The sequence below is a fragment of the Acinetobacter sp. 243_ASPC genome (assembly GCF_001054715.1).
GTDB classification, from domain to species: domain Bacteria; phylum Pseudomonadota; class Gammaproteobacteria; order Pseudomonadales; family Moraxellaceae; genus Acinetobacter; species Acinetobacter soli.
This window is the reverse complement of record NZ_JVOR01000042.1, coordinates 1-24853: the sequence shown is the minus strand read 5'-3', so window position 1 is coordinate 24853 and position 24853 is coordinate 1. Positions and strand designations below refer to the sequence as shown.

Genomic DNA, 24853 nt, shown 5'->3' with positions numbered 1-24853 from the left:
CCAACCTTGGCAAGGTTGTGCTCTACCAACTGAGCTATTCCCGCGTGCCGCCTATAATACATTAAGAAAAACAAGGGTCAACACCTTTATGCAAATAAATCGACTGATTGAATAAAATAAAGGCAGTATAAGCTTAAAACGTCCCGTATTGGCTAAGAGGTGATCGAAAATGAATGTGATTTCTTGGGCGGGTATTCAATAAATGATCAATGAAAACAGAGAGAACACGATATACTGCCTAGAAGTTGAATCTATAAAAGGAAAACGCATGAGCCTTGAACAGCAATTAACAGAGCGATTGATGTCACTGAATCCTATTCATCTTGAGGTCATCAATGAGTCGGCCGGTCATGGAGGATATTTTCCGGGAAAAGAAAGCCATTTTAAAGTTGTGCTGGTCAGTCCGATATTTGAAGGATTACGTTTGGTACAGCGTCACCAGAAAGTTTATGCGCTAGCTGCCGATTTAATGAGCCCGGCACGTATTCATGCTTTGGCCATTCATGCTTATGTTCCTCAAGAGTGGCAAGGGCAGGCACCAGATAGCCCAGATTGTGCACATGCGCCGAAACGTTGAGGTGATAAAATATGGATGCGCATCTCATCACTAAAATAATTCATATGACTGCGGTGACCGTCGCACTGGTCGTCTTTGTCGCTCGTGCTTTCACCTTATTTATCGGTACGCAAAATCAGCAGCCCAATCCAATTGCCCGTGTGCCGCTCACAGCCTTGCAACATTTAAGTTATAGCATTGTGCTGATAACGGGTGTTGTATTGCTGTTTATGAAGCATTTTCAGGTTCAGCCTTGGTTTTATGCCAAGATGGTTCTGTTTTTGGTACTGTTGTCATCGCTCATGAAAGCCTTTAAAAAGGATAATCAAATTTTACTGGTCCAACGTCGTGCCGGACTATTCTTGGGGGCGATTGCATTTGTGGCAATCATGAGTCTGGTGATCATCAAACCAGTTTTTAACTAATTGTTTGACATACTTTTCCTTTTATTTCGTATGCTGGGTTAAACTGTGTACGAAAGAAAAATAAACACGAAGCGGGGGAAGTATGCTGACAAGAGTGGTATTCAATCAAAAAGGTGGGGTTGGAAAATCCAGTATTACGGTAAATCTGGCCGCAATCAGTGCCAAGCATTTTAAAACCTTAGTAATCGATCTTGACCCACAGGCCAACTCCACCCAGTATTTGCTGGGTGAAGCGGCCACCTACGCGGCAGACAAACCCGTACTTGAGCCCAATATTGAAAATTTCTACGACGATGTACTCGGTGGAAATCAGCCCAAGGGCTTGATTGGCAATGCCATCGGCTCACTTTTGAAATCGCGTGCCAAAGGGCTCGACAGTTTTATTCATCCTACCGCGTTTCCTCAATTAGATGTGCTTCCTGCTAGCCCAAAACTGGGTAATCTTGAACATGCGCTCGAGTCCAAGCATAAAATTTATAAATTGCGTGATGCGATTACCTCACTTGCTGGTCAATATGACCGGATTTATATTGATACGCCGCCTGCATTCAATTTCTTTACTTTATCGGCATTAATCGCGGCCGATCGTGTCCTGATCCCTTTTGATTGTGATGTATTTTCCAAACGTGCGTTACAAACATTGATTGAAAATGTGATCGAAACCCAAGATGATCATAATGATCGTCTCGAAATTGAAGGAATTGTGGTCAATCAGTTTCAGGCACAAGCCAAACTTCCACGCGAAGTGGTGCAACAATTGAAAGATGAAGGCTTACCTGTACTCAATCATATGTTGCCGCCTTCAGTATTGATGAAGGAATCACATCTCAAGAACTTGCCGTTGGTTCATTTGGCACCTGAACATAAACTGACCTTGGCCTATCAAGCGTTGTTCAGGGAAATCGAATCGCTTTAAAGGGAATCATATATGAAAGGTTTAAATGTTGTGCCTTTAGTGGCCGCTAGTTTACTGCTCGGTGCATGTGCAACCACTGTAAAACCCACCTACGTTTCACCTACGCAGTATCAATCACTCAATTGCTCGCAATTGCAAAGTGAATACAATCGGATTCAGACGTATATTAACAGCGGCGTACAAACACCCAAACGTACAGGTGTCGGTGTTGGCTTAGGGCTCGGTGGTGGTTGGGGACGTGGCGGTTGGGGCTTTGGACCGTCGGTTTCAGTCAATCTTGGTCAGTCATCTGAAACCAAAAACACGGAATTATCTCGTGTTTTGGGCCAGCAGCAGGCGATTGCTCAAGCTGCACAGTTTAAAAATTGCCCGATTATGACCGGAAAACGATAAGGATTTTATACTAAGCCTTCGGTTTTACGCACAAGTTTGGTGTAAAACCGAAAATTAAGTTTTTCAAAATATTATTAAAATTGTTTATAAAAATTAAAATCTTATAAAATAGTACTGCTGTTTTTGTGTCGATTTTCCTGTGCGGTCAGTGTATAAAACTTGTCAGATGAAATGACTTTCCTATAAGGTGTGCTGCTTCTTCATCATTATGGATACTGCATGATTGAGAGTTGGTTTTTTGTCATCGCGATGATCGCGGTACTGTTGATTCCAGGGCCAACCAACGCCCTGCTGGCCAGTGCTGCCCACCAGCAAGGTATTGTAAAAACAGCTTATGCGGTGCCAGCAGAGTGGCTGGGATACATTTATGGCATTAGCCTCTGGGCCATTTTTATTCACTTGGGTGAACCCATCTGGCCTGCTTTGATTCCGATTTTGCATACCATTAGTGCCATGTATGTCATTTGGCTGGCATTTAATTTATGGAAAAGTTCACATCTTGAGCGTCATAGTCAGCAACACATCTCGATTAAACCACGTCAGATCTTTTTTGCCAGTTTAAAAAATCCGAAAGCCTTGCTGTTTGCTGCGGGTATTTTCCCGCCCGAAACTTGGGAGTCGCTCTACAATACCGTGCATGTCTTTATATTGTTTAGCCTGATTTTGTTGCCTGTTGCGTTCTTTTGGATGTGTTTTGGGCGTGCTTTGCTGGCAGGAAATGTTCGTGGTGTGCGGGCAGAACATTTGTATAAAGGTTCTGCCTTACTGTTGGTGGTCTGTATGCTTCCGGTGATTTTTAGATTCTTTTAAGCGTTTATTTTTGCAAGGTTTGGCGTCTATTTAGATATTTTTGGCGTACAAACCCGATCACGCCAGGCAAAATACTTAAAATAATAATGCCAAAAATCAAATGCGTGAAATTGTCTTTGACCACAGGCATATTGCCAAACAAATACCCAAGCGTAATAAACGAGCCAATCCATAAAAAGGCACCCACGACGTTATAACTTAGGAAAAATTTGTAATTCATACTGCCTGCGCCCGCCACAAACGGCGCAAAGGTACGGGCAAACGGAATAAAGCGTGCAAAAATAATGGTTTTACCGCCATGACGCTCAAAAAAAGCATGGGTTTTGACCAAATGTGACTTATTGATAAAACGAGAGTTCATTTCAAACACACGCGGTCCGATAAAGCGTCCGATGTGATAATTCAACGTATCACCCAGCACCGCTGCAATAAATAACAGCAAACCCAGTAGCCAAGGATCCATGGCACCGGTTGAGGCAGCCAGCGCACCGGCTGCAAATAATAAACTGTCACCTGGTAAAAAAGGCATGACCACCAAACCAGTTTCTACAAAAATAATCAGAAACAAGATGGCATAGATCCAGACTCCATAATTTCGAATGAATTCAAGGAGGTGGTCATCAACATGTAAAATAAAATCGAAGAGTTCCATGGGGCATCAAAGTGCAAAATTGTATCCAAATCCTAACAGTGCTGTACCGGAAAGTCAGTACGATAAAGTAACAATCTGAAAGAGATTTATTGTTCTCAAAATGGAACAATTTGTATTTTTAATAATGTTTATTGCAAAAATAATTCTACATAGAATCTCAGTATTCCAAAACATGTTCAAATAATGAGGTATATCTGATGTTTAATCCAAATGTTATCGTTAAAAATGCAGTTGCTCATCACGGTGTAAATGGTGTGGTCAGCTTGGTGGCCCGCGTATTGATGGCTTATATTTTTATTGTAGCGGGTTGGGGCAAACTGACTGCTTATACTGCAACAGTAGGTTATATGGAGTCTATGGGAGTGCCGGGAGCATTATTACCTCTGACGATTCTGGTAGAGCTTGGTGGTGGTCTGGCGTTGCTGTTTGGATTTCAGGCCCGCTTTGCAGCGTTTGGTCTAGGAATTTTTAGCATCATCACGGCATTTATTTTTCATGAAGGCGCCGATAGTGCACAAGCCATTAACTTTATGAAAAACTTTGCGATGGCAGGTGGGTTATTTTTCTTGATGCTATATGGCGCAGGCAAGTTTAGTATCGATACCGCAATTGAAAAGTAATACTGATCAAGCGGCTTGATTTGCCTCTTACAAATCTCTACCCGACAATCTCGTGAAATTCTGTTTAGATCACAACAAGTTGAATAATAAAAGGAGATGATCTGTGAAAAAAACAACGACGTTATTGTCGCTTATGGTCGGTTTAGCGGCCTCATCGATGGCCTTTGCGGGTAAGGATGATCATGTGATTATTCAAGAAGCGGCTAAAAATAAATTGAATGTGCAACAAATCGCTCAGCTTAAAGACGAAACAGGCATTACTCTGATTGGACAGATTACCCAGCACCTCAAAGGCGATCATTATCAGTTTCAAGATGCGACCGGTCGCATTGGTGTGGAGATTGACGATGACCTATGGCGACAGGCCAATTTGAAGGTCGGTGATCATGTTCGTGTGGTGGGTGAAGTCGATACACATCGCTATAAACCGACCGATATTGAGGTGATTCAAATCGAGCGTTATACGCACGCACATTAAGTAAGTAAATCCTTGTATTTCATCGACTCTTTTAGCGAGTTTGATTGTTGAAGGAAAGAGCGTGCGCGGTACAGTGAAAAATGTTAGAATACTGCGCTTCTCTCGTTGCCTTGCATAGTTGTGTAATCATGACAACCAATACTCACATTACTGATGATCGTATCTTAATTTTGGATTTCGGTTCTCAATACAGCCAGCTGATTGCGCGTCGTGTACGTGAAGCCGGCGTATATTCTGAAATGTATGCTTTTGATATGTCTGAAGAAGACATTCGTGCATTTAATCCGAACGGCATTATCTTGTCGGGTGGACCTGAAAGTGTACATGTGGAAGGTAGTCCACGTGCGCCTCAAGTTGTTTTTGAGCTTGGTGTACCGGTATTGGGGATTTGTTATGGTTTCCAAACCATGTCAGAGCAACTGGGCGGTCAAGTAGTACCGGGTACTGTGCATGAATTTGGTTATGCCGAAGTGGATATCCAGCACCGTGACCCACTGATCGGTAATTTACAAGATCGTGAGAACCAGCTGCATGTCTGGATGAGCCATGGCGACAAAGTCGGTCGTTTACCAGAAGGTTTCGTAACTACTGCAAGTACACCAAGCTGTCCGTTTGCGGCTGCGTCTGATGAAACGCGCCGTTTTTATGGCGTGCAGTTCCACCCGGAAGTGACACATACCGCTAAAGGTGCAGAATTACTGTCTAACTTTGTTCACAAAATTTGTGGATGTGGCGGCCTCTGGACACCGGAACACATTATCGATTTGCGTGTAGAGCAACTGCGTCAGCAAATTGGCGATGAAAAAGTATTGCTCGGTTTATCTGGTGGTGTCGATTCATCTGTGGTGGCAGCATTGCTGCACAAGGCAATTGGCGATCAGCTGACCTGCGTATTTGTCGACAACGGTTTACTTCGTTTAAACGAAGGCGATCAAGTTATGCAAATGTTTGCAGACAACATGGGCATCCGTGTGATCCGTGCCGATGCTGAAGAGCGTTTCTTGACTGCGTTGGCTGGTGAAGTTGATCCAGAGAAAAAACGTAAAATTATTGGCCGCGAGTTTATTGAAGTGTTTGCAGAAGAAGCACGTAAACTTGACGGTGTAAAATTCTTGGCGCAAGGCACAATTTATCCTGATGTGATTGAATCTGCAGCCAGCAAACAAGGTAAAGCGCATGTGATTAAATCGCACCATAATGTGGGCGGTTTACCAGAAGACTTGGCGTTTGATTTGGTTGAGCCATTACGCGACTTGTTTAAAGATGAAGTGCGTAAACTGGGCACCACATTGGGCTTGCCACATAGCATGATTTATCGTCATCCATTCCCAGGTCCTGGTTTGGGTGTGCGTATTTTGGGTGAAGTGAAAAAAGAATATGCCGATATTCTTCGCCTTGCCGATGACATCTTTATGCAGGAATTACGTGCCAGTGGTTGGTACGACAAAACAGCACAAGCATTTGCTGTGTTCCAACCTGTAAAATCTGTGGGTGTGGTCGGAGATGGTCGTCGTTATGCATGGGTGATTGCGTTACGTGCTGTAGAAACAGTCGATTTCATGACCGCGCGTTTTGCACACTTACCATACGAATTGGTCGATAAGATCTCAACGCGTATCATGAATGAAATTAAAGACGTTTCACGTGTTGTCTACGACGTGTCGTCTAAACCCCCTGCAACCATTGAATGGGAGTAAATTTGGGCTTTCAAAATGCATCGCATTTTGCCAAATTTACGACAAGAGCTTGCTCGTGGTAGTGAAGTTGAAATCCCTTAAAGTTTAAAAAAAAGAGCGCCAATTGGCGCTCTTTTTTCTTTTAAGTCGGTGGTAATTTTAAGACGACGCTGTCGCTTTCCAGTAGGGCCAGTTCGAAGAGGGATGAAATAAATAATTATGGCTGAGCAATGAATCATGCGTGTGTGGATTGCGCTCATGTAAGCCCATTAGCTCCATCATCATTTGATCCACATCGGCAGTATTGATGGGTGAGTTTAAATTGACGCCCGTGTCTTTTATTCCATTGTGCCAAACAACTAAAGGCACTTGATAGCCTGCTTGCGTATTTGGACTATGGCCAGCAAAATCGATCTCATGACCCACTTCGTTGCCATGATCGGATACAAAAACAAATGAGCGCCGCTGTGCGTGATCATTTTTTTGTAAGGTCTGGAAGAAACGACCAATCAACCAGTCCTGATATAAAATACTGTTGTCGTAATAATTGCGCTGCTGTTGAACCAGCATCCCAATATCGTTTTGTTCTAGCTGTGATTCTACAGCGTCGGTACTTTCTGATGAAAAGCGATCAAACTGCTGCGGATAGCGGAGCTGATAATTTGGATGTGCACCGAGCATGTGCACAATAATCAGTTTTTTGGGTTCTGGACGCGTTAAGATTTCTTGGTACACTGGCAAAAGCTTTTCATCAAAAGAATGACTGCTACGTCCTGAGCGATGATTGGTATAAATTTGCTCATCCACAAAAGAACCAAAAAGCGAGGAAATATAGCTGTCATTTTGATTACTGATCCAGTACACCTTAAAGCCTGCGGCCTTGGCATAAGCCAGCACACTTTCGGTGGCATACTGGCTTTGCTCGACGTGACGAGCCTCGGTCAGTTTCATTTTCAGTGCGCCAATAGTGGATGCCGCTGGTGAAAAGGCCTGACAGAAAATTTTAAAAGAGCTGCTATATTTTTCTAGCTCTGGCGTGGTATTACGCGGATAACCACACACACCAAAATTTTTGCTGGTGACACTATCGGTGATCAATAGGGTATGCGTTTGCGACTGAGGCTGCTGGTTATCGAGCACCAACTTATGTTTGGCAGTTTCCAGCCATACATCGTGTATCTGCTGATGGGTATCGATCTGATGCTTAAAATTTTGAATTTTAGAATAATAGTCTGTCCAATAGAGCACCGGATGCTGGGCACGCGATGGCTCGATCAGATAACTAGCTAGCGCCAATACACCTAAAAACGAACACAAATAACGGTTCAGTCGAACCTGAAACACATGCGCCGATAAGTCGCGGAAAGTAGGTTTAAAACAGACCCAGAAATAACCGATAAAACCGATACTAAATGCCAAACTCGCCAAGAGTAGCGTTTGAGCATGCAATTGAAGAAATTCAAGCGCTTCTTGCGCTGTGGTGTTGGCAATCGCTTGCACAATAAAATAAGCATCGGTATCACTTTGATACACAAACCAGCTCAATGAACGCAAACTGGCATCGCCGAGAAAAACCAGCCACCAACAAATAGCTGCCACTTTCCAACCCAACCGAGTGCGTGATATCGCACGATAAATCAGCCATACTCCTGGAAGTGAGAGTAAGCCGAGGCGAATACCATCGGAAGGATTTCCAGCAATCGATAAAATGCCTGCTGTCAGCAGCGCAGGAAGAAGCACCCAAAGTAAAACCAACACATTTCGACGAGTCATAAGGCTTGACGCTTCAATAAAAAAGTACAGAGTGGATCAATTAGAAAATCTAATTAAAAATTTTGGCTCTTCAATTTAATTGAAAAATAGCAAAGAATGAATTTATTTTTATGCGCTTTATGTCGAGATAGAAGAAGAAACTGATAGAAAAATGAGAGGCGAGAGTACGTCAAGAGATGAGCTAAAAATGGCTTGAAAGAATCGATATTTTTGATTCAAGCCAAGCCCTCAAACAGTTACTTAACCACCAAAGACCCGATGGACCAGACAGGCTATGCTCAAAGATACTTCTCATTTTTCAGCACCGATGAAAAGAAAAAATATGATTAAAGATCATAAAGGATAAAAAACCATGACCACCAACCATGACACGGACATCTCTGATTCACAACAATGCGAATCATCCGCCCCTCAATCAATTCAGGAATTTCCCATTCGTCGTGCAGAAATCGGTCAAGGCACGGTCATCAAACGAGCCTTACCCAGCCGTCACAAACGCATGATAGGTGCATGGTGCTTTTTGGATCATGCAGGGCCGGTACATTTTCCGCAAGGCGATGGCTTGGATGTGGGGCCACACCCGCATATTGGCCTGCAAACCTTTACCTGGATGATCGAAGGCACCATTATGCACACCGATAGTCTGGGATCGAAGCAGTTAATCCGTCCGTATCAGGTTAATTTAATGACAGCCGGGCACGGTATTTCGCATACCGAGGTAGCACCAGAGCATGAGACTAAAATGCATGCGGCTCAGCTATGGATTGCCTTGCCAGATGAAAAACGCAATATGGCGCCACAATTTGATCATTATCCGAATCTGCCGCACACAGAACAAGATCAGATCAAGTTTACGGTACTGGTGGGCGAGTTTCTGGGGCAACAGTCACCTGTGGCTGTGCATACGCCTCTGGTCGGCGTCGACATGACTGCACAGGCAGACACCAAAACACGTATTTCACTGAATCCAACATTCGAATATGGTTTTTTGGCATTGGATGGTCATGCATGGATCAATGACCACGAACTCACTCAAGACAATCTGCTGGTCCTCGAATCTGGTGCTAGTGAAATTGAGATTGAATTGCCACAAGGTCATCGGGTATTACTGATCGGGGGAGAGCCATTTAAAACACCGATTTTATTGTGGTGGAATCTGGTTGGACGTACCACCGAGGAATTACGTGAAGCCCGTGACCAATGGATCAATCACGACTCACGTTTTGGTGAAATTCCAGATTATGATGGTCCGCGACTAGAAGCGCCTGCCTTTCCAGATCAGATGAGAGCATCCAAATAAGTTGTATTGCCCGAAGTGCAGTTAATAGATTAGTGATTAAAACCTTGCAGCGCAGTGTTGAGATGAGAATTATCATCCAATCATGATGTTTCAATGAAATGACTTTACAGTTAAGTCCATGCCATTGTCATGGGCTTAATGCTATAACGGAGAGTACAGATCAGACACATCAGGACTAAAAGAAAATCTCATGCTGACGATTCACCATCTAGAAAAATCACGCTCATTTCGTATTGTATGGGCACTTGAAGAGCTCCAGCAGCAATATCAGATCAAGCTTTATAAACGACTGCCAAGCCTTGCAGCACCACCTGAGCTCAAACGCGTACATCCGCTCGGCAAAGCGCCTATTTTAGAAGATGCCGGACGTACCATTGCAGAATCGGCTGTGATTCTGGAGTACTTGCAAACCAAATTTGATACGGCACAACGTTTTAAACCACAACAAGATGACGATGCATTTCAATATCTCTACTGGATGCACTATGCCGAAGGTTCACTGATGCCGTTGCTGGTGTTTCAACTGGTGATGAATAATGTGGGTAAAAATGTTCCATTTTTTATTCGACCGGTCGCCAACAAAATTACCAATGGCGTTAAAGCCGGATTTATTGGCCCACGGTTAAAAGATCATATTGCCTTTATCGAGCAGTATTTGTCTGAACACGATTACTTTGCTGGGGAATTTAGCTTTGCCGATATTCAAATGAGCTTTCCGCTGAATGCGTTGCTAACCCGAACAACTGGGCAGTTTCCAAATATTCGGGCATTTTTAAAGCGAATTGAAATGCGCCCGGCTTATCAGCGTGCCAAAGAGAAAGGGGATTATTAATCGGGGATGGCTCGCCCAAGCCGTAATTCGGAAGGGCGATAGCCATAGTACTGCTTGAAACGCGTACTAAAATGGCTGGCAGAACTAAAACCACATTGCAGGGCAATGTCGGTAAGCGGTTGGGTTGAGTGAAGCGCCAAGTCATGCGCGCGTTGCAAGCGTTGTTGTAATACATATTGATGCGGTGAAACGCCTGTCGACTGCTTAAACATGTGGGCAAAGTGATATTCGCTCAGTTCGGTCTGTGCTGCCATGTCTGCTAAGGTCATGGCTTCTGCGAGGTGCTCGTCTATCCATGCTTTTAGCCGATGAAGCATAAACGGCGCCAGCCCGCCGCTCACTCGTGGTAATTGCCATTCTACGTTGCTATAACGCTGTAACAGAGAGATTAGCAGCAAGCTGGCGCTATGGCTAAGCTGTAAATGGTTGCTACGATCTTGCCAATCACAATTGAGCAAAAAATGCCGATATACGCTACTGATTTGGACATCCTCGACAAAACTTTGTTCTGCCAATTCGATGTGCGCGGGTTCTTTGTCCCAAATTTGTGCTGCGACATGCTTTAAATGCTGATCGGTATAGTACAGATGCACAAAACGCAGATGATCACGAATGTCCCACGTCGAGGCTTGTCCCTCAGGCATTAAACAAAAGCGATCTGGCCCACCACCATTACGCCATCCCTGTGGGGTCTTTTTATAACTTTCATAGCCGCCCTTGATATATAAACTCAAGGTATGGTGATCACTGCATACACTTACCCGATCGTGCTGGTTTTGCCAAGCAGCCAACTGCATGCCCGAGCCCAGTTGCAGGCTATCGAGTAACTTGGTTTTATGCTGTTGCAACTGCGACAGGGTTTGATAGTTCATGCCAAATGCGGTAGCGAATGAAAAATAATAATGCTGTGATTTTATCCTTTTTTTCATCATTTGATAAAAGTTGTCTCGTAAAAAAACGCAAGATTAGGCAAGTGGCCGCAAATATGCGAAAGCGTTCAAAATGAGCACTGCGGATACTGTTGAGCACACTGGATAAAAAGAGGTTGTAATGAACGCGGTGTTATATGCCTTGGTGGTGCTGATTTTTGGAACGACATGGATCGCAATTACCTTGCAAAGTGCTGAAATTGCGCCGGTTGTTGCGGTATTTTGGCGGTTTTTTATTGCGGGTGCACTCTTGATGGTGGCGCTCCTGATTTCAAGACGATTGACTCGCCTGAAACTCAATGATCACCTGTTCTGCTTGTTACAAGGCTTATGTATTTTTAGTTTAAATTTTATCTGCTTTTACATCGCCGTGCGTTACATCAGCAGCGGTCTGGAATCCGTTATTTTTTCTATGGCGGTTCTTTTTAACACACTCAATAGCTATTTCTTTTTCCGTCAGCCAATTTCAGCCTATTTCCTGCCTGCGTTTATCTGTGGTTTGTTGGGCATGATCGCTTTATTTTGGCACGACCTAACAACGACGCAAAACGACTGGCAAACCGTGAGCGCAATTTTATTGTGTGTATTGGGGACTTATGGTTTTTCTTTGGGGAATATGATTAGTTTGCGTCATCAGAAACAAAGCTGTGACGTCCTGACCACCAATACCTATGCCATGCTCTACGGTGCCATCGTGATGGCTGTCATCATTGCGCTCACCGGCCAATCATATTTACCTGAGAGTTCAGTGGTCGGTTGGTCTGCCTTGATGTATCTTGCGCTGATTGGATCTGTACTGGGGTTTTCAATTTATTTTATGCTGATCCGGCGAATCGGGGCAGGGCCTGCGGCATATAGCACCTTGCTGTTTCCCTTGGTGGCACTGACTATTTCAACTTTTTTTGAAGGTTATCAGTGGACGTGGAGTGCAGTATTCGGGGTGATGCTGATTTTACTTGGTAATTTAATTCTGTTTATCCAGCCCAAAGGATTGCCATTTATCCGATCCAATCAACGGGCCTAAGCTTTGAAAGTGAAATTGCGATAAAAAAAGAACGCGTAAAGCGTTCTTTGGATGTAAAGCATGTTCAGTCTTAGCGTTTCACGACAATCGAGTCGATGCCGCTGTGTTGCAAGGTTTGTTGAGCACCTAAAGCTGCTTCTTGTGTTTCATATGGCCCTGAAATCACACGGTACCATGTTTTTCCGTTTTCGACTGTTTTGACCACATCCGCAGACAGTCCATTTAAAATAATTTCAGCACGACGAGCATCAGCACTGTCAGGATCTGCATAGCTACGCACCTGCAAAATAAAGCTGGCAGGCTGTGGCGCAGGCGCCGCAGTCACATTTGCCGTACTACCCGATGCAGTTGGCGCACTGGCCGCACTTTCTCGCGGTGCTTCTACAATCACCGCAGCATTTTGATCTTTGGTCTCTGGAACAGCCTGATCCGGAATCGGCGTCATTTGCTGTTGAGGCAACAGATCATAGAAGCGATAATCGTGATTGGTGTCTTCTTCTTGATAATGGGTCGAAGTAACTTCATTTTTGGTCGAAACAGGTTTCCACGGCTTCCACAGCATCAGCATGACAGCAATGCACATCAGCACCAAGATCGCCACCACCATACCTAACCAGCGAGGTACTAACGGTTTCTTGGGCTTGTTCGGTCGTTCAGATACACCGCGTTGCGTTTTTCCAAACACGTGGACATCCTCTTTATAATTTCTACCACATAACCAATAACATAGAAGCCTAAACAACCAAAACACTATTGTTTGGCTTCTTTGTAATACAGCGTCTCAGATCGCTTTCAATCAGCGAACTTACATACTCTCTGGTGCAGATACACCCAGCAATTCTAAGCCGTTGCGTAAAACTTGCTGTACGTTTACTGAAAGCAATAAACGTGCTTGTGTAAGCGTTTGATCGTCGTCATTCAAGACTTTGTGCTCGTTGTACCAGCCATGGAACAGCGCTGCCAATTCTTTTAAATAGTTGCCAATCTGATGCGGTTCGTAGGCATTTGCAGCACGTACCAAAATGTCTGGATAAGCAGCCAGTTTGGCCAGAATTTCCGTTTCGGCATCGAGGTTTAAACGCTCTGCCAATGGACGAGCCTGTGTGCGGTCAAATGCGATCTGGTTGCTGTGTGCTTTTTCCAACATACGGCAAATACGGGCGTGCGCATACTGGATGTAATACACGGCATTGTCTTTGCTTTGCGATACGGCCAAATCCAAATCGAAATCGATGTGTTGTTCCGATTTGCGCATTACATAGTAAAAGCGTGCGGCATCGTTACCGACTTCTTCACGCAGTTCACGCAAGGTCACAAATTGTCCAGAACGTGATGACATCTGTACCATTTCACCGCCACGCCATAAGCTCACAAACTGTACCAGCAATACGGTCAGTTTAGATGAATCAAAGCCCATGGCATCAATTGCAGCTTTCACACGTGCGATATAGCCGTGGTGATCTGAACCCCAGATATCGACAATATCGGTATAGCCACGTTGTAATTTATCGAGGTGATAAGCAATGTCTGAAGCAAAGTAGGTGGTTTGACCGTTACGACGTTTGACCACACGATCTTTCTCGTCGCCAAATTCAGTCGATTTAAACCAGATGTTGCCGTCTTTTTCGTATAAAAAGCCGCGTTGATCGAGTGTTTGTAACGCTTCATCAATTTTTTGATTTAGTGATGCTTCACTAAACCATTGATTAAAGGTCACACCGAACTCTTCAAGGTCATCTTTAATGTCATCTAAAATGGCTTTGAGTGCCGCTTGATGAAACACGCGATAGCCTTCACCTGTCAGGCGCTGTGCATTGGCAATTAAGCCATCAATATGTTTTTCTTTGTCGCCAGAGACAACGACTTTATTGCCCTCTGCATCGAGTTCTGCTGCGAACTGAACATCTTCAGGCACATCGTGGTACACCGCTGCAACAGGGTGTACGTAAGCATCGCCGTTTTGATCGATAATGCTTTGCGCGATTTCTTTAACGTAGTCGCCTTGATAGGCATTTTTAGGGAAAACCAGAGATTGACCAAGTAATTCTAAATAACGTAAGTAGGTCGATGTCGCCAAAATGTCCATCTGACGGCCCGCATCGTTGACGTAATATTCACGATCAACTTGGGCACCTGTTGCTTCAAGCAAATTGGCAACAGTCATGCCGTAGGCTGCACCACGGCCGTGGCCCACATGCAGGCTTGAGGTTGGGTTTGCCGATACAAACTCGACTTGTACTTTTTTCGCGGCATTGACTTGAGTCTGACCAAACTTCGACCCTTGCGCTTGAATTTGATCCAGCACAGCAAAGCGTTGATCAGCATTTAAAAAGAAATTAATAAATCCTGGGCCTGCGATTTCGGCTTTACTGATGTCCGCCACTTCTGGCAATGCTGCCATGATCTTTTCTGCAAGATCACGAGGTTTCATTCCTGCCGCCTTTGCGCCAACCATTGCAATATTGGATGCAAAGTCACCGTGACTTCGGTCTTTGGTACGCGTCAAAATACTGTTGTTGATCCAATCTGATGGAAGAATCCCTTCGTGTTGAAGAGACTGCACTGCATGATCCAAAGCGGCTTGTATGGCGGTATTCATATCGATCTAAAAGGAATGTGTCGCAGAAAAACGCCCAATATAGCAAATTTTGACTGATTTAGGTGAGGGTCTTGTTCGGATTCTTGTATTTCCCGACAATCAAAGTGGACGTTTTGCCATAGACCGATCAATTTGGATTTTTCAGGCAATAAAAACAATAAAATTGGATTATGAAGTAAATCTTATTTGAGCGCTGAATGTAAACGATATCGTTATAAATTTTCGAAATACCTGTTTTGCCTAAAAAACGCTTAAGCTATAGCAGTAGATAAATAGACGAGTAACCTTTAGGGCAATAGTCCCTAAACACGAGATAGGCAATGACAGCTGAAACCAATACGAATAAACACCCCCTCTATATTCCTTATGCAGGATATACCCTCCTCGAACTCCCACTTCTCAATAAGGGATCGGCTTTTACTCAGGAAGAGCGTAGCCATTTTAATTTGCACGGTTTAGTTCCTCATGTGATCGAAACTATCGAAGAACAAAGCCAGCGCTCGTACCAACAATACGAAACATTTAACGACGCGATCAACAAGCATATTTATTTACGAAATATTCAAGACACCAACGAGACACTTTTTTACCGTTTGATCAACGATCATCTGGAAGAAATGATGCCAATTATCTATACGCCAACCGTGGGCGAGGCGTGTCAGGAGTTTTCGGATATTTACCGTCGTCATCGTGGTGTCTTCATTTCTTATCCAGACCGTGAGCATATCGACGATATTTTGCAAAACGTCAATAAACGCAATGTGAAGGTGATTGTTATCACTGACGGCGAACGAATTTTGGGTCTAGGTGACCAAGGTATTGGCGGTATGGGGATTCCGATTGGAAAACTGTCGCTGTATACGGCATGTGGTGGTATCAGTCCTGCTTATACGTTGCCGATTACCATTGACGTGGGAACCAACAATCAACAATTGCTAAACGACCCAATTTATATGGGCTGGCGTCAACCACGTATCAGTGGCGATGAATACTATGAGTTTGTGGATCAGATTCTGACTGCTATTCGCCGGCGTTGGCCAGATGCTCTAATTCAGTTTGAAGATTTTGCACAAAAAAATGCAATGCCATTGTTGACCAAGTATCGAGATAAATTCTGCTGCTTCAACGACGATATTCAAGGCACTGCTGCGGTTTCAGTCGGGAGCCTGATTGCGGCAAGTCGTGCGGCAGGTAAAGAGCTGAAAGATCAGAAAATTGCCTTTTTGGGCGCTGGGTCTGCAGGCTGTGGTATTGCCGAGCAGATTGTGGCACAAATGGTGGCTGAAGGTCTAAGCGATGATGAGGCTCGTGCACGTGTCTTTATGGTGGATCGTTTTGGTTTAATCACAGAAAACCAACCCAACTTACTCGACTTCCAGCGCAAGCTGGCACAAAAAGCAGACACTGTCTCGGCTTGGGGTAATGTGGAAGAGGTGATATCACTCCTCGATGTGGTTCAAAATGCTAAACCGACGGTGTTAATTGGTGTTTCGGGGCAGCCGGGACTTTTCACTGAAGAAGTGATCCGTGCACTAAATGAAAATTCAGAGCGCCCAATCGTGATGCCTTTGTCGAATCCGACGTCACGTGTTGAAGCCGTGCCAGCAGATATTATTCAGTGGACAGATGGCAAAGCCCTCATTGCAACCGGCAGTCCGTTTGCACCTGTAAATTATCAAGGCAAGCTCTACAATATTTCACAGTGTAATAACTCGTATATCTTCCCAGGGATTGGTCTGGGGGTGATTGCTTCTGGGGCTAAACGGGTAACTGACAATATGCTGATGGCATCAAGCAATGCCTTGGCCGATTGTTCGCCGTTGTTAAATGATCCAAACGCCGATCTTTTGCCTGCGATTTCAGAGATTCAGGCGGTATCGAAGCGTATTGCATTTAAGGTTGCTCAAGCGGCAATTGAAGACGGTGTTGCACTGAATATTCCTGATGAGGTCTTGCTTGCCAATATCGAAAAAGAATTTTGGAAGCCTGAATACCGTACTTATAAACGCGTACCGTTTTAAACGAATATAGATCAAGCCTGAACCCCACATTTGCCAAGTGAATGTGGGGTTTTTTATTGGGCCGTATAGAATAACTGTAGACGAAACGGTCTGTATTTTTTAAAATGGCTTGCAATTGATATCAATAAAACTAAAAAACGAATTTAGATCATGTTAAGCAATATGAATGGGGTGTTAGAACAGCTCGGACTGGGGGCATTAAAACGTGCTGTGCATGTACAATTTAGTCATGCTGCCTTAAATGCGCAGGTTTTTTTACAGCGGATTGAGGGAAAACATGCCCTAAATGATGGCTTAAGTGTTGAGCTGACTTGTCTTTCCACCAATGCGCACATCGCATTAAAACAATTTATTGGATGTCGGGTGGCGGTCGATCAAGTGACCGATAGCGGTGCGCTCGCCAGAACATCTGGCATTATTACCCGTGCAACACAAGGGCAAAGTGATGGTGCACTAACTATTTACACGCTGACTTTACAAGATCCGACTGCACTTTGGCATAAGCGGCGGAACAGCCGTGTATTTATCAATAAAAGTGTACCCGAAATCAGCGAAATTCTGTTTAAAGAATGGCAAAGTAAAAGTCGCTTGTTTGCAGCAAGTTTAACGCTTGATTTGAGCGGTCTGAGCCAAGACTACGATATTCGCCCGCTCAGTATACAAATGAATGAAACTGACTATGAATTTCTCACGCGTTTATGGCGAAGTGAAGGGATAAACTGGTTGGTGGATGAAAAACATGTTGTGGTTGCACATGCTTTGCAAGAAATGGCGCCTCAAAAACTACGATTGATTGATCACAATCAGCCATTTTTAGCCCTTGAGCGTGGAGTGATTCGTTTTCATCGCAGCCATGCCACTGAATATTTTGACAGCATGACACAGCTTGTTGCGCATCGCCAATTACAATCTACCGCGACATATCTACAACGCTGGCAAGCCGATGCCTTGATTCAAGATGAAGGAAACGGATCGATTCAAAGTGCGCATCTGCACAGTGAACAGCACAGTAACGAAAGTTTAAGTCTAGAGCAGGCTTGGTCGATCGAACCTGCATGGACAACCGATTTAACAGGTGCCGATCAAGCAACCATTTCTAGTGCGCAGCAAATCGAAAAACTGAATCAGAATATGACCGCCTATCAAGAATTTCAGGCCAAATATTTTACTGCACATAGCAGCGTACGTGACGCGCAGGTCGGATACTGGTTTGAGCTGACGGGACATTCCGAAATAGATACGCATGAGCGCGCAGACCGACAATTTTTGATTTATGAAAAGCAATTTTACAATCAGAATAATTTGCCCAAAGCACTGCAACAGCAGGTTGAACGGCTTCAACCTACTTCAACATTAAATTTTTTACAAAATCAGGAGCGTCAAGGTAATCAGTTGTCCTTGATTCGTCGTCAAATCAAGTTAGTGCCCGATTATCAGCCTTTGGTGCATCGTCCCGCTGTATATCCACAGCGAGCAAGGGTGGTCGGATCGGAAAATGAAGAAATTCACGTGGATGAATGGGGGCGTATTAAGGTTCGGTTTTTATTTACCCGAGCAGAAGACCATGCGCATGATACCGGTGCGGGCTCCAACGAAAATGATACAGATTCGGCTTGGGTCGATGTGCTCACACCATGGGCTGGTGAGCAATATGGCGCCAGATTTTTACCGCGTGTAGGCGAATTGGTGGTCATCGATTTCTTTGATGGTCACGTCGATCGGCCATTTGTGATTGGGCGTATCCATGAAGGACAACGCTCGCCTACAAAATTTGATGTAAAAGGCCAGTTGCCTGCCACACGAAACCTGAGTGGAATTCGCTCCAAAGAAGTCGCAGGAAGCGGATTTAATCAGCTACGTTTTGATGACACAACGGGTCAGATTAGTGCACAACTACAAAGCAGTCATGGTACCAGCCAACTAAATTTGGGAAATCTGAGCCATCCAAAGAACGAAGAAACCAGTCGGGGGCGTGGGGAAGGTTTTGAACTGAGAACTGATCATTATGGGGCGGTTCGTGCTGGTCAGGGTATGCTCATTAGTACTTATGCGCAGCAACAAGCCATTGCTGATCATTTAGAAGCTGCTCAGGCACAATCGTTACTGGTTCAGGGTCATGAAAGTATGAAAATGCTGAGTGATATTGCCCTCAAACAGCAAACTGACGCACTAAATGTCATTGATCGCTTACCTAAGTTTATTCAATCGCTCGAGTTAAAAACTACAGGTCAGGCTTTAGAGCGTACCTTAAATTTGTTTAAAAATGATTTGAATAAAGATCCCATTCAAGCATTAAAGGGGTGTGGTGGTTTTATTGAAGATATTGGGCGTTTGGGAAGCGACTCAAAAGGCGTTATAGAAGAGCTTGATACATTCTTGGCGAATAATGAGGATGCATTAGAAAATCTAAAAGCCTTTATTGAAAATGTGGAAGAGCATGGAACGGATCTGATCAAAGGCCAATTGGTAGGGATTAAAGATAAAATCCAGAAAAATCCATTTGAAAGTATCCAAGATGTTGGAAAAGTGCTTGCTCATGCTGATATCAGGGATTTTGATTTGATGAGCGAGTGTGGAACTTTTACTAAAGGCACAAAATTAGAAGTCACGCCATCTAAAGCTTTGAGTACTTTGCAAGGTTTTATGGAAGGATATACACAAGGCTTAGAAAGTAGCGCCGATACCAAACAAAAAGAGCAGGGCAAAATTTTTAGACAAGCACTTATGTTACTGGCATCACCAAACGGTATTGCATTAACCACCCCTGAAAATATTATTTTACAAGCCTCTCAGGATATTGCTGAGAGTGCCAGTGGCTCAATTAATTTGAGCGCACAGAAAAATATTATTGGTCATGCTCAAGATAAAGTAAGTTTGTTTGCTGCACAAAAGGGACTGAGTGCTTATGCAGCAAAAGGCGCAGTTAAAATACAAGCGCAAGATGATTTAGTCGATATTATTGCCAAAAAAGTGATTAAGCTGATTTCTACCGAAGATAAGATCGAACTAATCAGTACTAAAGAAATTGATATTAAAGCTGGCGGTTCTCAGTTGATCGTCAATGGAAATGGAGTTTTTATCAAGACAGGTGGTAAGTTTGAGGTTAAATCAGGACAGCATGTGTTTACCAGTGGTGAAAAAGTTTCATATGAAGTACCCGAGTTGCCAAATACTCCAATTTTTAGTAACCGTTTAGATATTTATGATTTGTTCTGGGCGAATGATTTTAGTCAACTCAGTTATAAAGCTTTTGTTCCTGAAACAAGCTCATTTACTTCAGGATCAATAGACGAACATGGGCGTACAGGCAAAATCAGCACTCCAGATCCAGAAAAAGTTCAGGTACTTGTTGGCTCTAATGATGAATGGGGATTGGTCATCGATGGTTTTGATGAGGAAGATCTCATGATTGATCAAAATGTGAATGATTCAGAGGCAGATAACAATATAGAAAGAAGGGATTGGAAGTGAGCAAAAAATCACTAGTTACCATACAAATCTTAGACTTATTTGGTCGTCCCATCTCAAAAGCACAATATGAAGTAAAAAATCAGAGAACAGGACAGGTTATTGCTGCTGGAGTAACAAACTCTTCAGGATGTATTGTCGAAATTAGCCGAGATAAAGGTACGACTTTAGATGTTTATATTAAAAGTATGTTTAATGGCTTGATGGTTAAAGTACAAAGCTTTGTAATGTCTAAAGATCGTATGCTCGTAAAAATTACAAGTCCAAAGGTAATGTTGGATTTAAAAACATTAACCAATCAAGGTAATAGTGGACAATATAAAAGAAAAACACATGTTGTAAAAAAGGGTGAAACTTTATTTGAAATAGCTCAAAAAAATCATACGACTGTCCGAGCATTAGAGCGTTTGAATAAAATAGATGATCCAAATAAGATTAGTATAGGTCAAGTTATTAAGTTACCTGTAAATATTCCTGCTAACGGAAATCATACACATCAAGACAAGTCTAAACCGGCTACTCAGCAGAAATCACAACCTTCGGCCAGTACTAAATCGAAACCATCACAGACTCCACCTACTAAGCCTTCTAATACAACACCTCAGATAGAGCAGGAACAAGAAGCTTTTGGAACAAATTTAGGCAGTAAAATCCTCGATCAAGTAAATGAGCTTTATGAAGAAGCCAAGAAAAAGCTGAATGAAACTACAAACTCTACTTCCAAGATATTGACAGTTGACGATCGCAGTCAGGATGGTGGAACTCCTAAGGCAGATGCTTCAAATTTATGTAAAACCAATCCGCAATGTATTTCAAGTGGTAAGAGTGAGCTTATTCGAGAAGTAAATATTCGTTTGGCAGGCTTTGGGGGCGCTTTACCTACGGATGAGTTTACCGATCTTACTGCAAAATGTATTAAGCAATTCCAGCGTGACTATATGGGAGTACTAGAGACAGGAAAAATTTGTGGTTCGGTGTTAGTAGCGTTGGATAAATTTTATGAAAAATATCCCATCGAAGGTTTTATGGGGAAAGCTGCTTGTAATTGTGGCAAGTGTACGGGGTTTGGTAATGGTAATATGGGAGAAAAATCTGGTTTATTTAAAGCAAATGAATATCCAGGATTACACCGAAGTCTAATCTGGATATTAAAGGCTATAAATTTTTACTTAAAAAATGAATTTAAGAAAAATAAAATCGAAGTTGGTTATATAGAGTCAGGTTATAGATGTATTGAAAATAATAAAAAACATGGAAGAACCACTGTTAACCATATGGGTTTAGCACTTGATATTCATTTTAACAAGAATGGGAAGAGGACTAAAGATGTAGAAGATATGGAGTTTATTCGAAAAGAAATTCTTACTAAAAAAATGAGTGCAACAGAACAAAGAAATTTAAATAAAATTTATCTAGAGCCAAAAGTATTTAAAAATGGAGATTCTGGTGCAGTAACTTGGGTGCATTTTGATGTGACTGGATTTTCTATCGAATATATTAATCATATTTTTTTTAAGAAAACAGTATCTGATCTTAATGGAGGAAAGATTTTGAATATAGTGAATAAAGTAAATAAATGTTCATTGTTTTCCTGTGCAGGGGCTATTGCAAATACTGATAATATCTCTCTATTGAAATTAAGTAATGAATTGATATTATCTAATGAAGATATTATTGATATTATGAAAGTAACAGAAACAGAAGTGATAAAATTTAAAACAGAGAAATTCTTTTATGAACAAGCAGCTGGTGTGGTTGATACTATATTAAACAGAACAAAATCAGAAGTTTGGGGTGACTCTGTAAGAAGTGTTGTTAACGCCTATAGACAATTTTCTAAAATTACTGGGCCCAAGAATCTAAAGCCTTATGGTTCTGTTCAGAATATGCCTTTCAGTCATGTTAGTGTCAGAATTAAAGAATTTGTTAATTCATATTTACTTGAGCGATCAAAAGGTAAACAATCTATCATTGGTGGAAATCTAAATTACGCAAATAAATACCATTCTGATGCTTATAATAGGAAAATGTGGGTAGATGAATTTCACGAACAAGCTGTTAAAAGTGGATTAGTTTTTGGTAATGGTAATGCTGTACATGCACACGGAACTGTCAAAGAGTTGAAGAGTAAAATGCCGAAACCATTTAAAGTGGTTTTACCTTTTGATTTTAAAGGAATTTAGTATGTTTTTTATTGAAAAGAGATATATCTATATCTTATGTTTAGCAAGCCTAGGTGGTTTAATATCTTCATGTACGAATGCTTTAGAAAAGAAGTGTGAGTCTGATAATATAAATCAAAATCTAAATTGTATTTTGAAAAAAAATAACTCTCTAAAAAAACATTTGATGGATAAAGAAAATAGTAAAGAAAGAGATTTTAAGCAATGGGAAAAGGAGATTATAAAAAAATGTGAAAGCAAATTAAACTATAGTTTAGGTGAAGGAGCAGCATTAACTCGTGAAACTTGTTATAATCAAGAATATAAAGATAGATTAAATTTTTTAGGATATAATAAAAAAAATACTAATACGCCGGGTAAAATAGAAAATGATGATGGTTTTCAAATCACCTTACTTCCTTATAACTCAAATGAGCATATCAATTGTATTTTATCATCGAAAAAAAATAATTGTGGTTCAATTAATTTAATAGATAGTAGTCATTTAACAAAAGTTTATAAATTCATTAATCCAAGTTATGGTGATTCAGTTATTTTTCCAGAAACAAGTAATGGTGTATTATTAATTGCTTCGCCTTCCGCAAGTGAAAATGAAACTCCAGAAATAAATCTTATTACAGTTAATAAGTTTGGCTTGGTTAAGAGTATTACATTAGATGCTTCTAAAAATATTCTAATTAACAAACAATATGAGATTTTTTATACAGAATTTGATCAAAATCATAAATTAAGATTAAATGAAAAGGGAGAATTTGTTAAATAATTATTTTTTGTATAAATAAAATATTAAATTTAATAAATTCTTGAAATATTTTTATGGTATTATAAGAGTTTGGGTTTGAGGGTTAAATTTAAAAAAAGCCCTCACTTATAAATGATCTATTTAAAATGAAAAATGTATCTATTAGTTCAACTGTACTTATAATTTTGTCAATTTTAGGATGTTCAAGTAAAACGACTGTAGCTAAGGATATAAATAAATTCGATGTCAAAGACTGTTCAATTGATTTTGATGAAGTGGATTTTTGTACCAAAGAAAGATTAAAAGATTATAATAATATTTTAAAGAATAAAATATCGAATTTTGATAAAAATAAGTTTTTAATAAGTTTCAAAGAAAAAAACTATTTGTATTTTGCTGTTGTTGATTTAGAAAGTAATAAGATTTTTACTTTACCGGCTTCATTGAGTATGATGTCTAATATTAAGCCTTTAGAATTTTCATCAAATAATAGCTTATTTTGTTTAAATGGTAATTTTAATCAATATCGGAACTCTTATAGGGCAGTAAAGACATGCTATGTATATAACAATGGAAATTTTGATTTTAAATCAAGAGTTGAGTTAGAGAAAGAATCAAAAAAATATGATAAATTTAGTTTAAATAATAAGATTAATAAAATTAACTTACCGATTTCTTCTGATTTTTATTCTAAGTGTGCTGAGAGTAATCCATTGAAAAATTGTGAAAAACTTGAAAGATCTAATAATAAACCTTATACTCTATCTGAACTAAAAAAAGTATCTCCTGATTTAGTGGTTTTATTAAATGAATTAAAAGTAAGATCATTAAATATAGATACATTTAGATTTCTTCCTAAGATTGGAGATAGTTTTTATACTATTGCCGAAAAGTATATAGATACAGCTGAAGAATCTAGTTCTGAATTTTATTTGATAAAAATAAAACCTGATTTACAAGTGGAAAAAATAGGTGATTATTACTCAATTGATAGCTCTGGAATTATTACTTACAAAGGTGAAAATGGAAAGCTGTTAAGGAAAAAATTAAAATAAGAAGTTTTTACATATCTCATTTAACTTGGGGTATATTTTTTAAAATTATAGTATAGATTTAAGCAAATATGAAATTTTTGAAAACAGTAATGATATTTTCTATTGGTTTAGTAGTGTCAAGTTGTGGATTTTCTAAAGAAAATAATCAAGATTTTGACAGTGAAAGGAAAATAGTTCCTACCAAAGTTATTACAAGAGAAAAAGTTTTAAAGTGTAATTTTGAGCAAGGTTATATTGATTTTTGCTCAAATAATTATCTAAAGCTTTATAATGATTCACTGAACAAAAAAGCAAACTTTGATCAAAATAAAGTCGCTTTAATAATTGATAAGGAAAGAGATACTAGAAAAGGTATACCTAACCCGAATCCTGTTTAAGCCGATGATTTCATAATTTGAATT

22 protein-coding genes are annotated in these 24853 nt (G+C 41.2%); 17 read left to right on the top strand and 5 right to left on the bottom strand.

The window, feature by feature from the left end; all coding sequences use genetic code 11:
• Positions 1 to 268 precede the first annotated feature (268 nt).
• The 5 genes from ADA42_RS04590 (at position 269) to ADA42_RS04570 (ending at position 3100) form a co-directional block, all read left to right on the top strand.
• Positions 269 to 577, top strand: coding sequence for a BolA family protein (locus ADA42_RS04590; RefSeq protein WP_048763844.1), 309 nt, complete (start codon positions 269 to 271; stop codon positions 575 to 577).
• An 11-nt stretch (positions 578 to 588) separates the two neighbouring features.
• Positions 589 to 981 carry a SirB2 family protein gene (locus ADA42_RS04585; protein ID WP_004941634.1) on the top strand — a complete coding sequence of 131 codons (393 nt, stop codon included), beginning with the start codon at positions 589 to 591 and terminating at the stop codon, positions 979 to 981.
• Positions 982 to 1063: 82 nt separating this feature from the next.
• On the top strand, positions 1064 to 1897 hold the full coding sequence (locus ADA42_RS04580) for a ParA family protein (protein WP_048763843.1): 834 nt from the start codon (positions 1064 to 1066) through the stop codon (positions 1895 to 1897).
• Between the two features lie 12 nt (positions 1898 to 1909).
• Entirely contained in the window at positions 1910 to 2290 is a 381-nt protein-coding gene (locus tag ADA42_RS04575; protein ID WP_004941629.1) for a hypothetical protein, read from the top strand.
• A 219-nt stretch (positions 2291 to 2509) separates the two neighbouring features.
• The gene (locus ADA42_RS04570; protein ID WP_004941627.1) at positions 2510 to 3100 is read left to right on the top strand and encodes a LysE family translocator; all 591 of its coding nucleotides are present in this window, start codon (positions 2510 to 2512) and stop codon (positions 3098 to 3100) included.
• Positions 3101 to 3104: 4 nt separating this feature from the next.
• On the opposite strand, the gene ADA42_RS04565 is transcribed toward ADA42_RS04570, so the two are convergent.
• Positions 3105 to 3752 (bottom strand): DedA family protein, encoded by a 648-nt coding sequence (locus ADA42_RS04565; RefSeq protein ID WP_004941624.1) that lies wholly within the window; start codon positions 3750 to 3752, stop codon positions 3105 to 3107.
• A 197-nt stretch (positions 3753 to 3949) separates the two neighbouring features.
• On the opposite strand from ADA42_RS04565, the gene ADA42_RS04560 reads away from it, so the two are divergent.
• From ADA42_RS04560 to guaA, 3 genes are all read left to right on the top strand, one after another.
• The gene (locus ADA42_RS04560) at positions 3950 to 4372 is read left to right on the top strand and encodes a DoxX family protein (protein ID WP_048763842.1); all 423 of its coding nucleotides are present in this window, start codon (positions 3950 to 3952) and stop codon (positions 4370 to 4372) included.
• A 133-nt stretch (positions 4373 to 4505) separates the two neighbouring features.
• Positions 4506 to 4850, top strand: coding sequence for a NirD/YgiW/YdeI family stress tolerance protein (locus ADA42_RS04555; RefSeq protein WP_048763847.1), 345 nt, complete (start codon positions 4506 to 4508; stop codon positions 4848 to 4850).
• Positions 4851 to 4978: 128 nt separating this feature from the next.
• The gene (gene guaA / locus ADA42_RS04550; RefSeq protein ID WP_004941614.1) at positions 4979 to 6547 is read left to right on the top strand and encodes a glutamine-hydrolyzing GMP synthase; all 1569 of its coding nucleotides are present in this window, start codon (positions 4979 to 4981) and stop codon (positions 6545 to 6547) included.
• Positions 6548 to 6685: 138 nt separating this feature from the next.
• Here guaA and ADA42_RS04545 read toward each other — a convergent pair whose 3' ends face one another.
• The gene (locus ADA42_RS04545) at positions 6686 to 8299 is read right to left on the bottom strand and encodes a phosphoethanolamine transferase (RefSeq protein ID WP_048763840.1); all 1614 of its coding nucleotides are present in this window, start codon (positions 8297 to 8299) and stop codon (positions 6686 to 6688) included.
• Positions 8300 to 8651: 352 nt separating this feature from the next.
• Between ADA42_RS04545 and ADA42_RS04540 the strand changes: the two genes are divergently transcribed.
• Together ADA42_RS04540 and ADA42_RS04535 are read left to right on the top strand one after the other, a co-directional pair.
• Positions 8652 to 9599 (top strand): pirin family protein, encoded by a 948-nt coding sequence (locus ADA42_RS04540; RefSeq protein ID WP_048763838.1) that lies wholly within the window; start codon positions 8652 to 8654, stop codon positions 9597 to 9599.
• Positions 9600 to 9789: 190 nt separating this feature from the next.
• The gene (locus ADA42_RS04535) at positions 9790 to 10431 is read left to right on the top strand and encodes a glutathione S-transferase (RefSeq protein WP_048763837.1); all 642 of its coding nucleotides are present in this window, start codon (positions 9790 to 9792) and stop codon (positions 10429 to 10431) included.
• Here the strand turns inward: ADA42_RS04535 and ADA42_RS04530 are convergent.
• Entirely contained in the window at positions 10428 to 11303 is an 876-nt protein-coding gene (locus ADA42_RS04530) for an AraC family transcriptional regulator (RefSeq protein WP_048763846.1), read from the bottom strand. The two genes, ADA42_RS04535 and ADA42_RS04530, sit on opposite strands and share 4 nt — an antisense overlap.
• A 178-nt stretch (positions 11304 to 11481) precedes the next feature.
• Between ADA42_RS04530 and ADA42_RS04525 the strand changes: the two genes are divergently transcribed.
• A complete protein-coding gene (locus ADA42_RS04525; protein ID WP_048763836.1) occupies positions 11482 to 12384 on the top strand; it encodes a DMT family transporter in 903 nt (300 codons plus the stop codon).
• Between the two features lie 70 nt (positions 12385 to 12454).
• Here the strand turns inward: ADA42_RS04525 and ADA42_RS04520 are convergent, their stop codons facing one another.
• Together ADA42_RS04520 and argS are read right to left on the bottom strand one after the other, a co-directional pair.
• Complete coding sequence (locus ADA42_RS04520; RefSeq protein ID WP_004944264.1) at positions 12455 to 13069, bottom strand: SPOR domain-containing protein; 615 nt, start codon at positions 13067 to 13069, stop codon at positions 12455 to 12457.
• Between the two features lie 120 nt (positions 13070 to 13189).
• Complete coding sequence (gene argS, locus ADA42_RS04515) at positions 13190 to 14983, bottom strand: arginine--tRNA ligase (RefSeq protein WP_048763834.1); 1794 nt, start codon at positions 14981 to 14983, stop codon at positions 13190 to 13192.
• Positions 14984 to 15303: 320 nt separating this feature from the next.
• Here argS and ADA42_RS04510 point away from each other — a divergent pair, with 320 nt between their 5' ends.
• From ADA42_RS04510 to ADA42_RS04485, 6 genes are all read left to right on the top strand, one after another.
• Entirely contained in the window at positions 15304 to 17004 is a 1701-nt protein-coding gene (locus tag ADA42_RS04510) for an NAD-dependent malic enzyme (protein ID WP_004941592.1), read from the top strand.
• Positions 17005 to 17154: 150 nt separating this feature from the next.
• Positions 17155 to 20475 (top strand): type VI secretion system Vgr family protein, encoded by a 3321-nt coding sequence (locus tag ADA42_RS04505; RefSeq protein WP_048763832.1) that lies wholly within the window; start codon positions 17155 to 17157, stop codon positions 20473 to 20475.
• The gene (locus ADA42_RS04500; RefSeq protein ID WP_048763831.1) at positions 20472 to 22655 is read left to right on the top strand and encodes a LysM peptidoglycan-binding domain-containing protein; all 2184 of its coding nucleotides are present in this window, start codon (positions 20472 to 20474) and stop codon (positions 22653 to 22655) included. The genes ADA42_RS04505 and ADA42_RS04500 overlap by 4 nt, the downstream gene beginning before the upstream one ends.
• A 220-nt stretch (positions 22656 to 22875) precedes the next feature.
• Complete coding sequence (locus ADA42_RS18920; protein WP_414629809.1) at positions 22876 to 23418, top strand: hypothetical protein; 543 nt, start codon at positions 22876 to 22878, stop codon at positions 23416 to 23418.
• Positions 23419 to 23543: 125 nt separating this feature from the next.
• On the top strand, positions 23544 to 24452 hold the full coding sequence (locus ADA42_RS04490; protein ID WP_048763827.1) for a hypothetical protein: 909 nt from the start codon (positions 23544 to 23546) through the stop codon (positions 24450 to 24452).
• A 68-nt stretch (positions 24453 to 24520) separates the two neighbouring features.
• Positions 24521 to 24829 (top strand): hypothetical protein, encoded by a 309-nt coding sequence (locus ADA42_RS04485; protein ID WP_241485679.1) that lies wholly within the window; start codon positions 24521 to 24523, stop codon positions 24827 to 24829.
• Positions 24830 to 24853: the final 24 nt, after the last annotated feature.

Excerpts from the sequence above, each read along its gene's own strand:
- argS (WP_048763834.1), bottom strand. The coding sequence starts at position 14,983 with ATGAATACCGCCATACAAGCCGCTTTGGATCATGCAGTGCAGTCTCTT.
- ADA42_RS04555 (WP_048763847.1), top strand. The coding sequence starts at position 4,506 with ATGGTCGGTTTAGCGGCCTCATCGATGGCCTTTGCGGGTAAGGATGAT.
- ADA42_RS04575 (WP_004941629.1), top strand. The coding sequence starts at position 1,910 with ATGAAAGGTTTAAATGTTGTGCCTTTAGTGGCCGCTAGTTTACTGCTC.
- ADA42_RS04590 (WP_048763844.1), top strand. The coding sequence starts at position 269 with ATGAGCCTTGAACAGCAATTAACAGAGCGATTGATGTCACTGAATCCT.
- ADA42_RS04485 (WP_241485679.1), top strand. The coding sequence starts at position 24,521 with ATGAAATTTTTGAAAACAGTAATGATATTTTCTATTGGTTTAGTAGTG.
- ADA42_RS04585 (WP_004941634.1), top strand. The coding sequence starts at position 589 with ATGGATGCGCATCTCATCACTAAAATAATTCATATGACTGCGGTGACC.
- ADA42_RS04505 (WP_048763832.1), top strand. The coding sequence starts at position 17,155 with ATGTTAAGCAATATGAATGGGGTGTTAGAACAGCTCGGACTGGGGGCA.
- guaA (WP_004941614.1), top strand. The coding sequence starts at position 4,979 with ATGACAACCAATACTCACATTACTGATGATCGTATCTTAATTTTGGAT.
- ADA42_RS04535 (WP_048763837.1), top strand. The coding sequence starts at position 9,790 with ATGCTGACGATTCACCATCTAGAAAAATCACGCTCATTTCGTATTGTA.
- ADA42_RS04540 (WP_048763838.1), top strand. The coding sequence starts at position 8,652 with ATGACCACCAACCATGACACGGACATCTCTGATTCACAACAATGCGAA.
- ADA42_RS04525 (WP_048763836.1), top strand. The coding sequence starts at position 11,482 with ATGAACGCGGTGTTATATGCCTTGGTGGTGCTGATTTTTGGAACGACA.
- ADA42_RS04490 (WP_048763827.1), top strand. The coding sequence starts at position 23,544 with ATGAAAAATGTATCTATTAGTTCAACTGTACTTATAATTTTGTCAATT.
- ADA42_RS04560 (WP_048763842.1), top strand. The coding sequence starts at position 3,950 with ATGTTTAATCCAAATGTTATCGTTAAAAATGCAGTTGCTCATCACGGT.
- ADA42_RS04580 (WP_048763843.1), top strand. The coding sequence starts at position 1,064 with ATGCTGACAAGAGTGGTATTCAATCAAAAAGGTGGGGTTGGAAAATCC.
- ADA42_RS04510 (WP_004941592.1), top strand. The coding sequence starts at position 15,304 with ATGACAGCTGAAACCAATACGAATAAACACCCCCTCTATATTCCTTAT.
- ADA42_RS04530 (WP_048763846.1), bottom strand. The coding sequence starts at position 11,303 with ATGAACTATCAAACCCTGTCGCAGTTGCAACAGCATAAAACCAAGTTA.
- ADA42_RS04545 (WP_048763840.1), bottom strand. The coding sequence starts at position 8,299 with ATGACTCGTCGAAATGTGTTGGTTTTACTTTGGGTGCTTCTTCCTGCG.
- ADA42_RS04570 (WP_004941627.1), top strand. The coding sequence starts at position 2,510 with ATGATTGAGAGTTGGTTTTTTGTCATCGCGATGATCGCGGTACTGTTG.
- ADA42_RS04565 (WP_004941624.1), bottom strand. The coding sequence starts at position 3,752 with ATGGAACTCTTCGATTTTATTTTACATGTTGATGACCACCTCCTTGAA.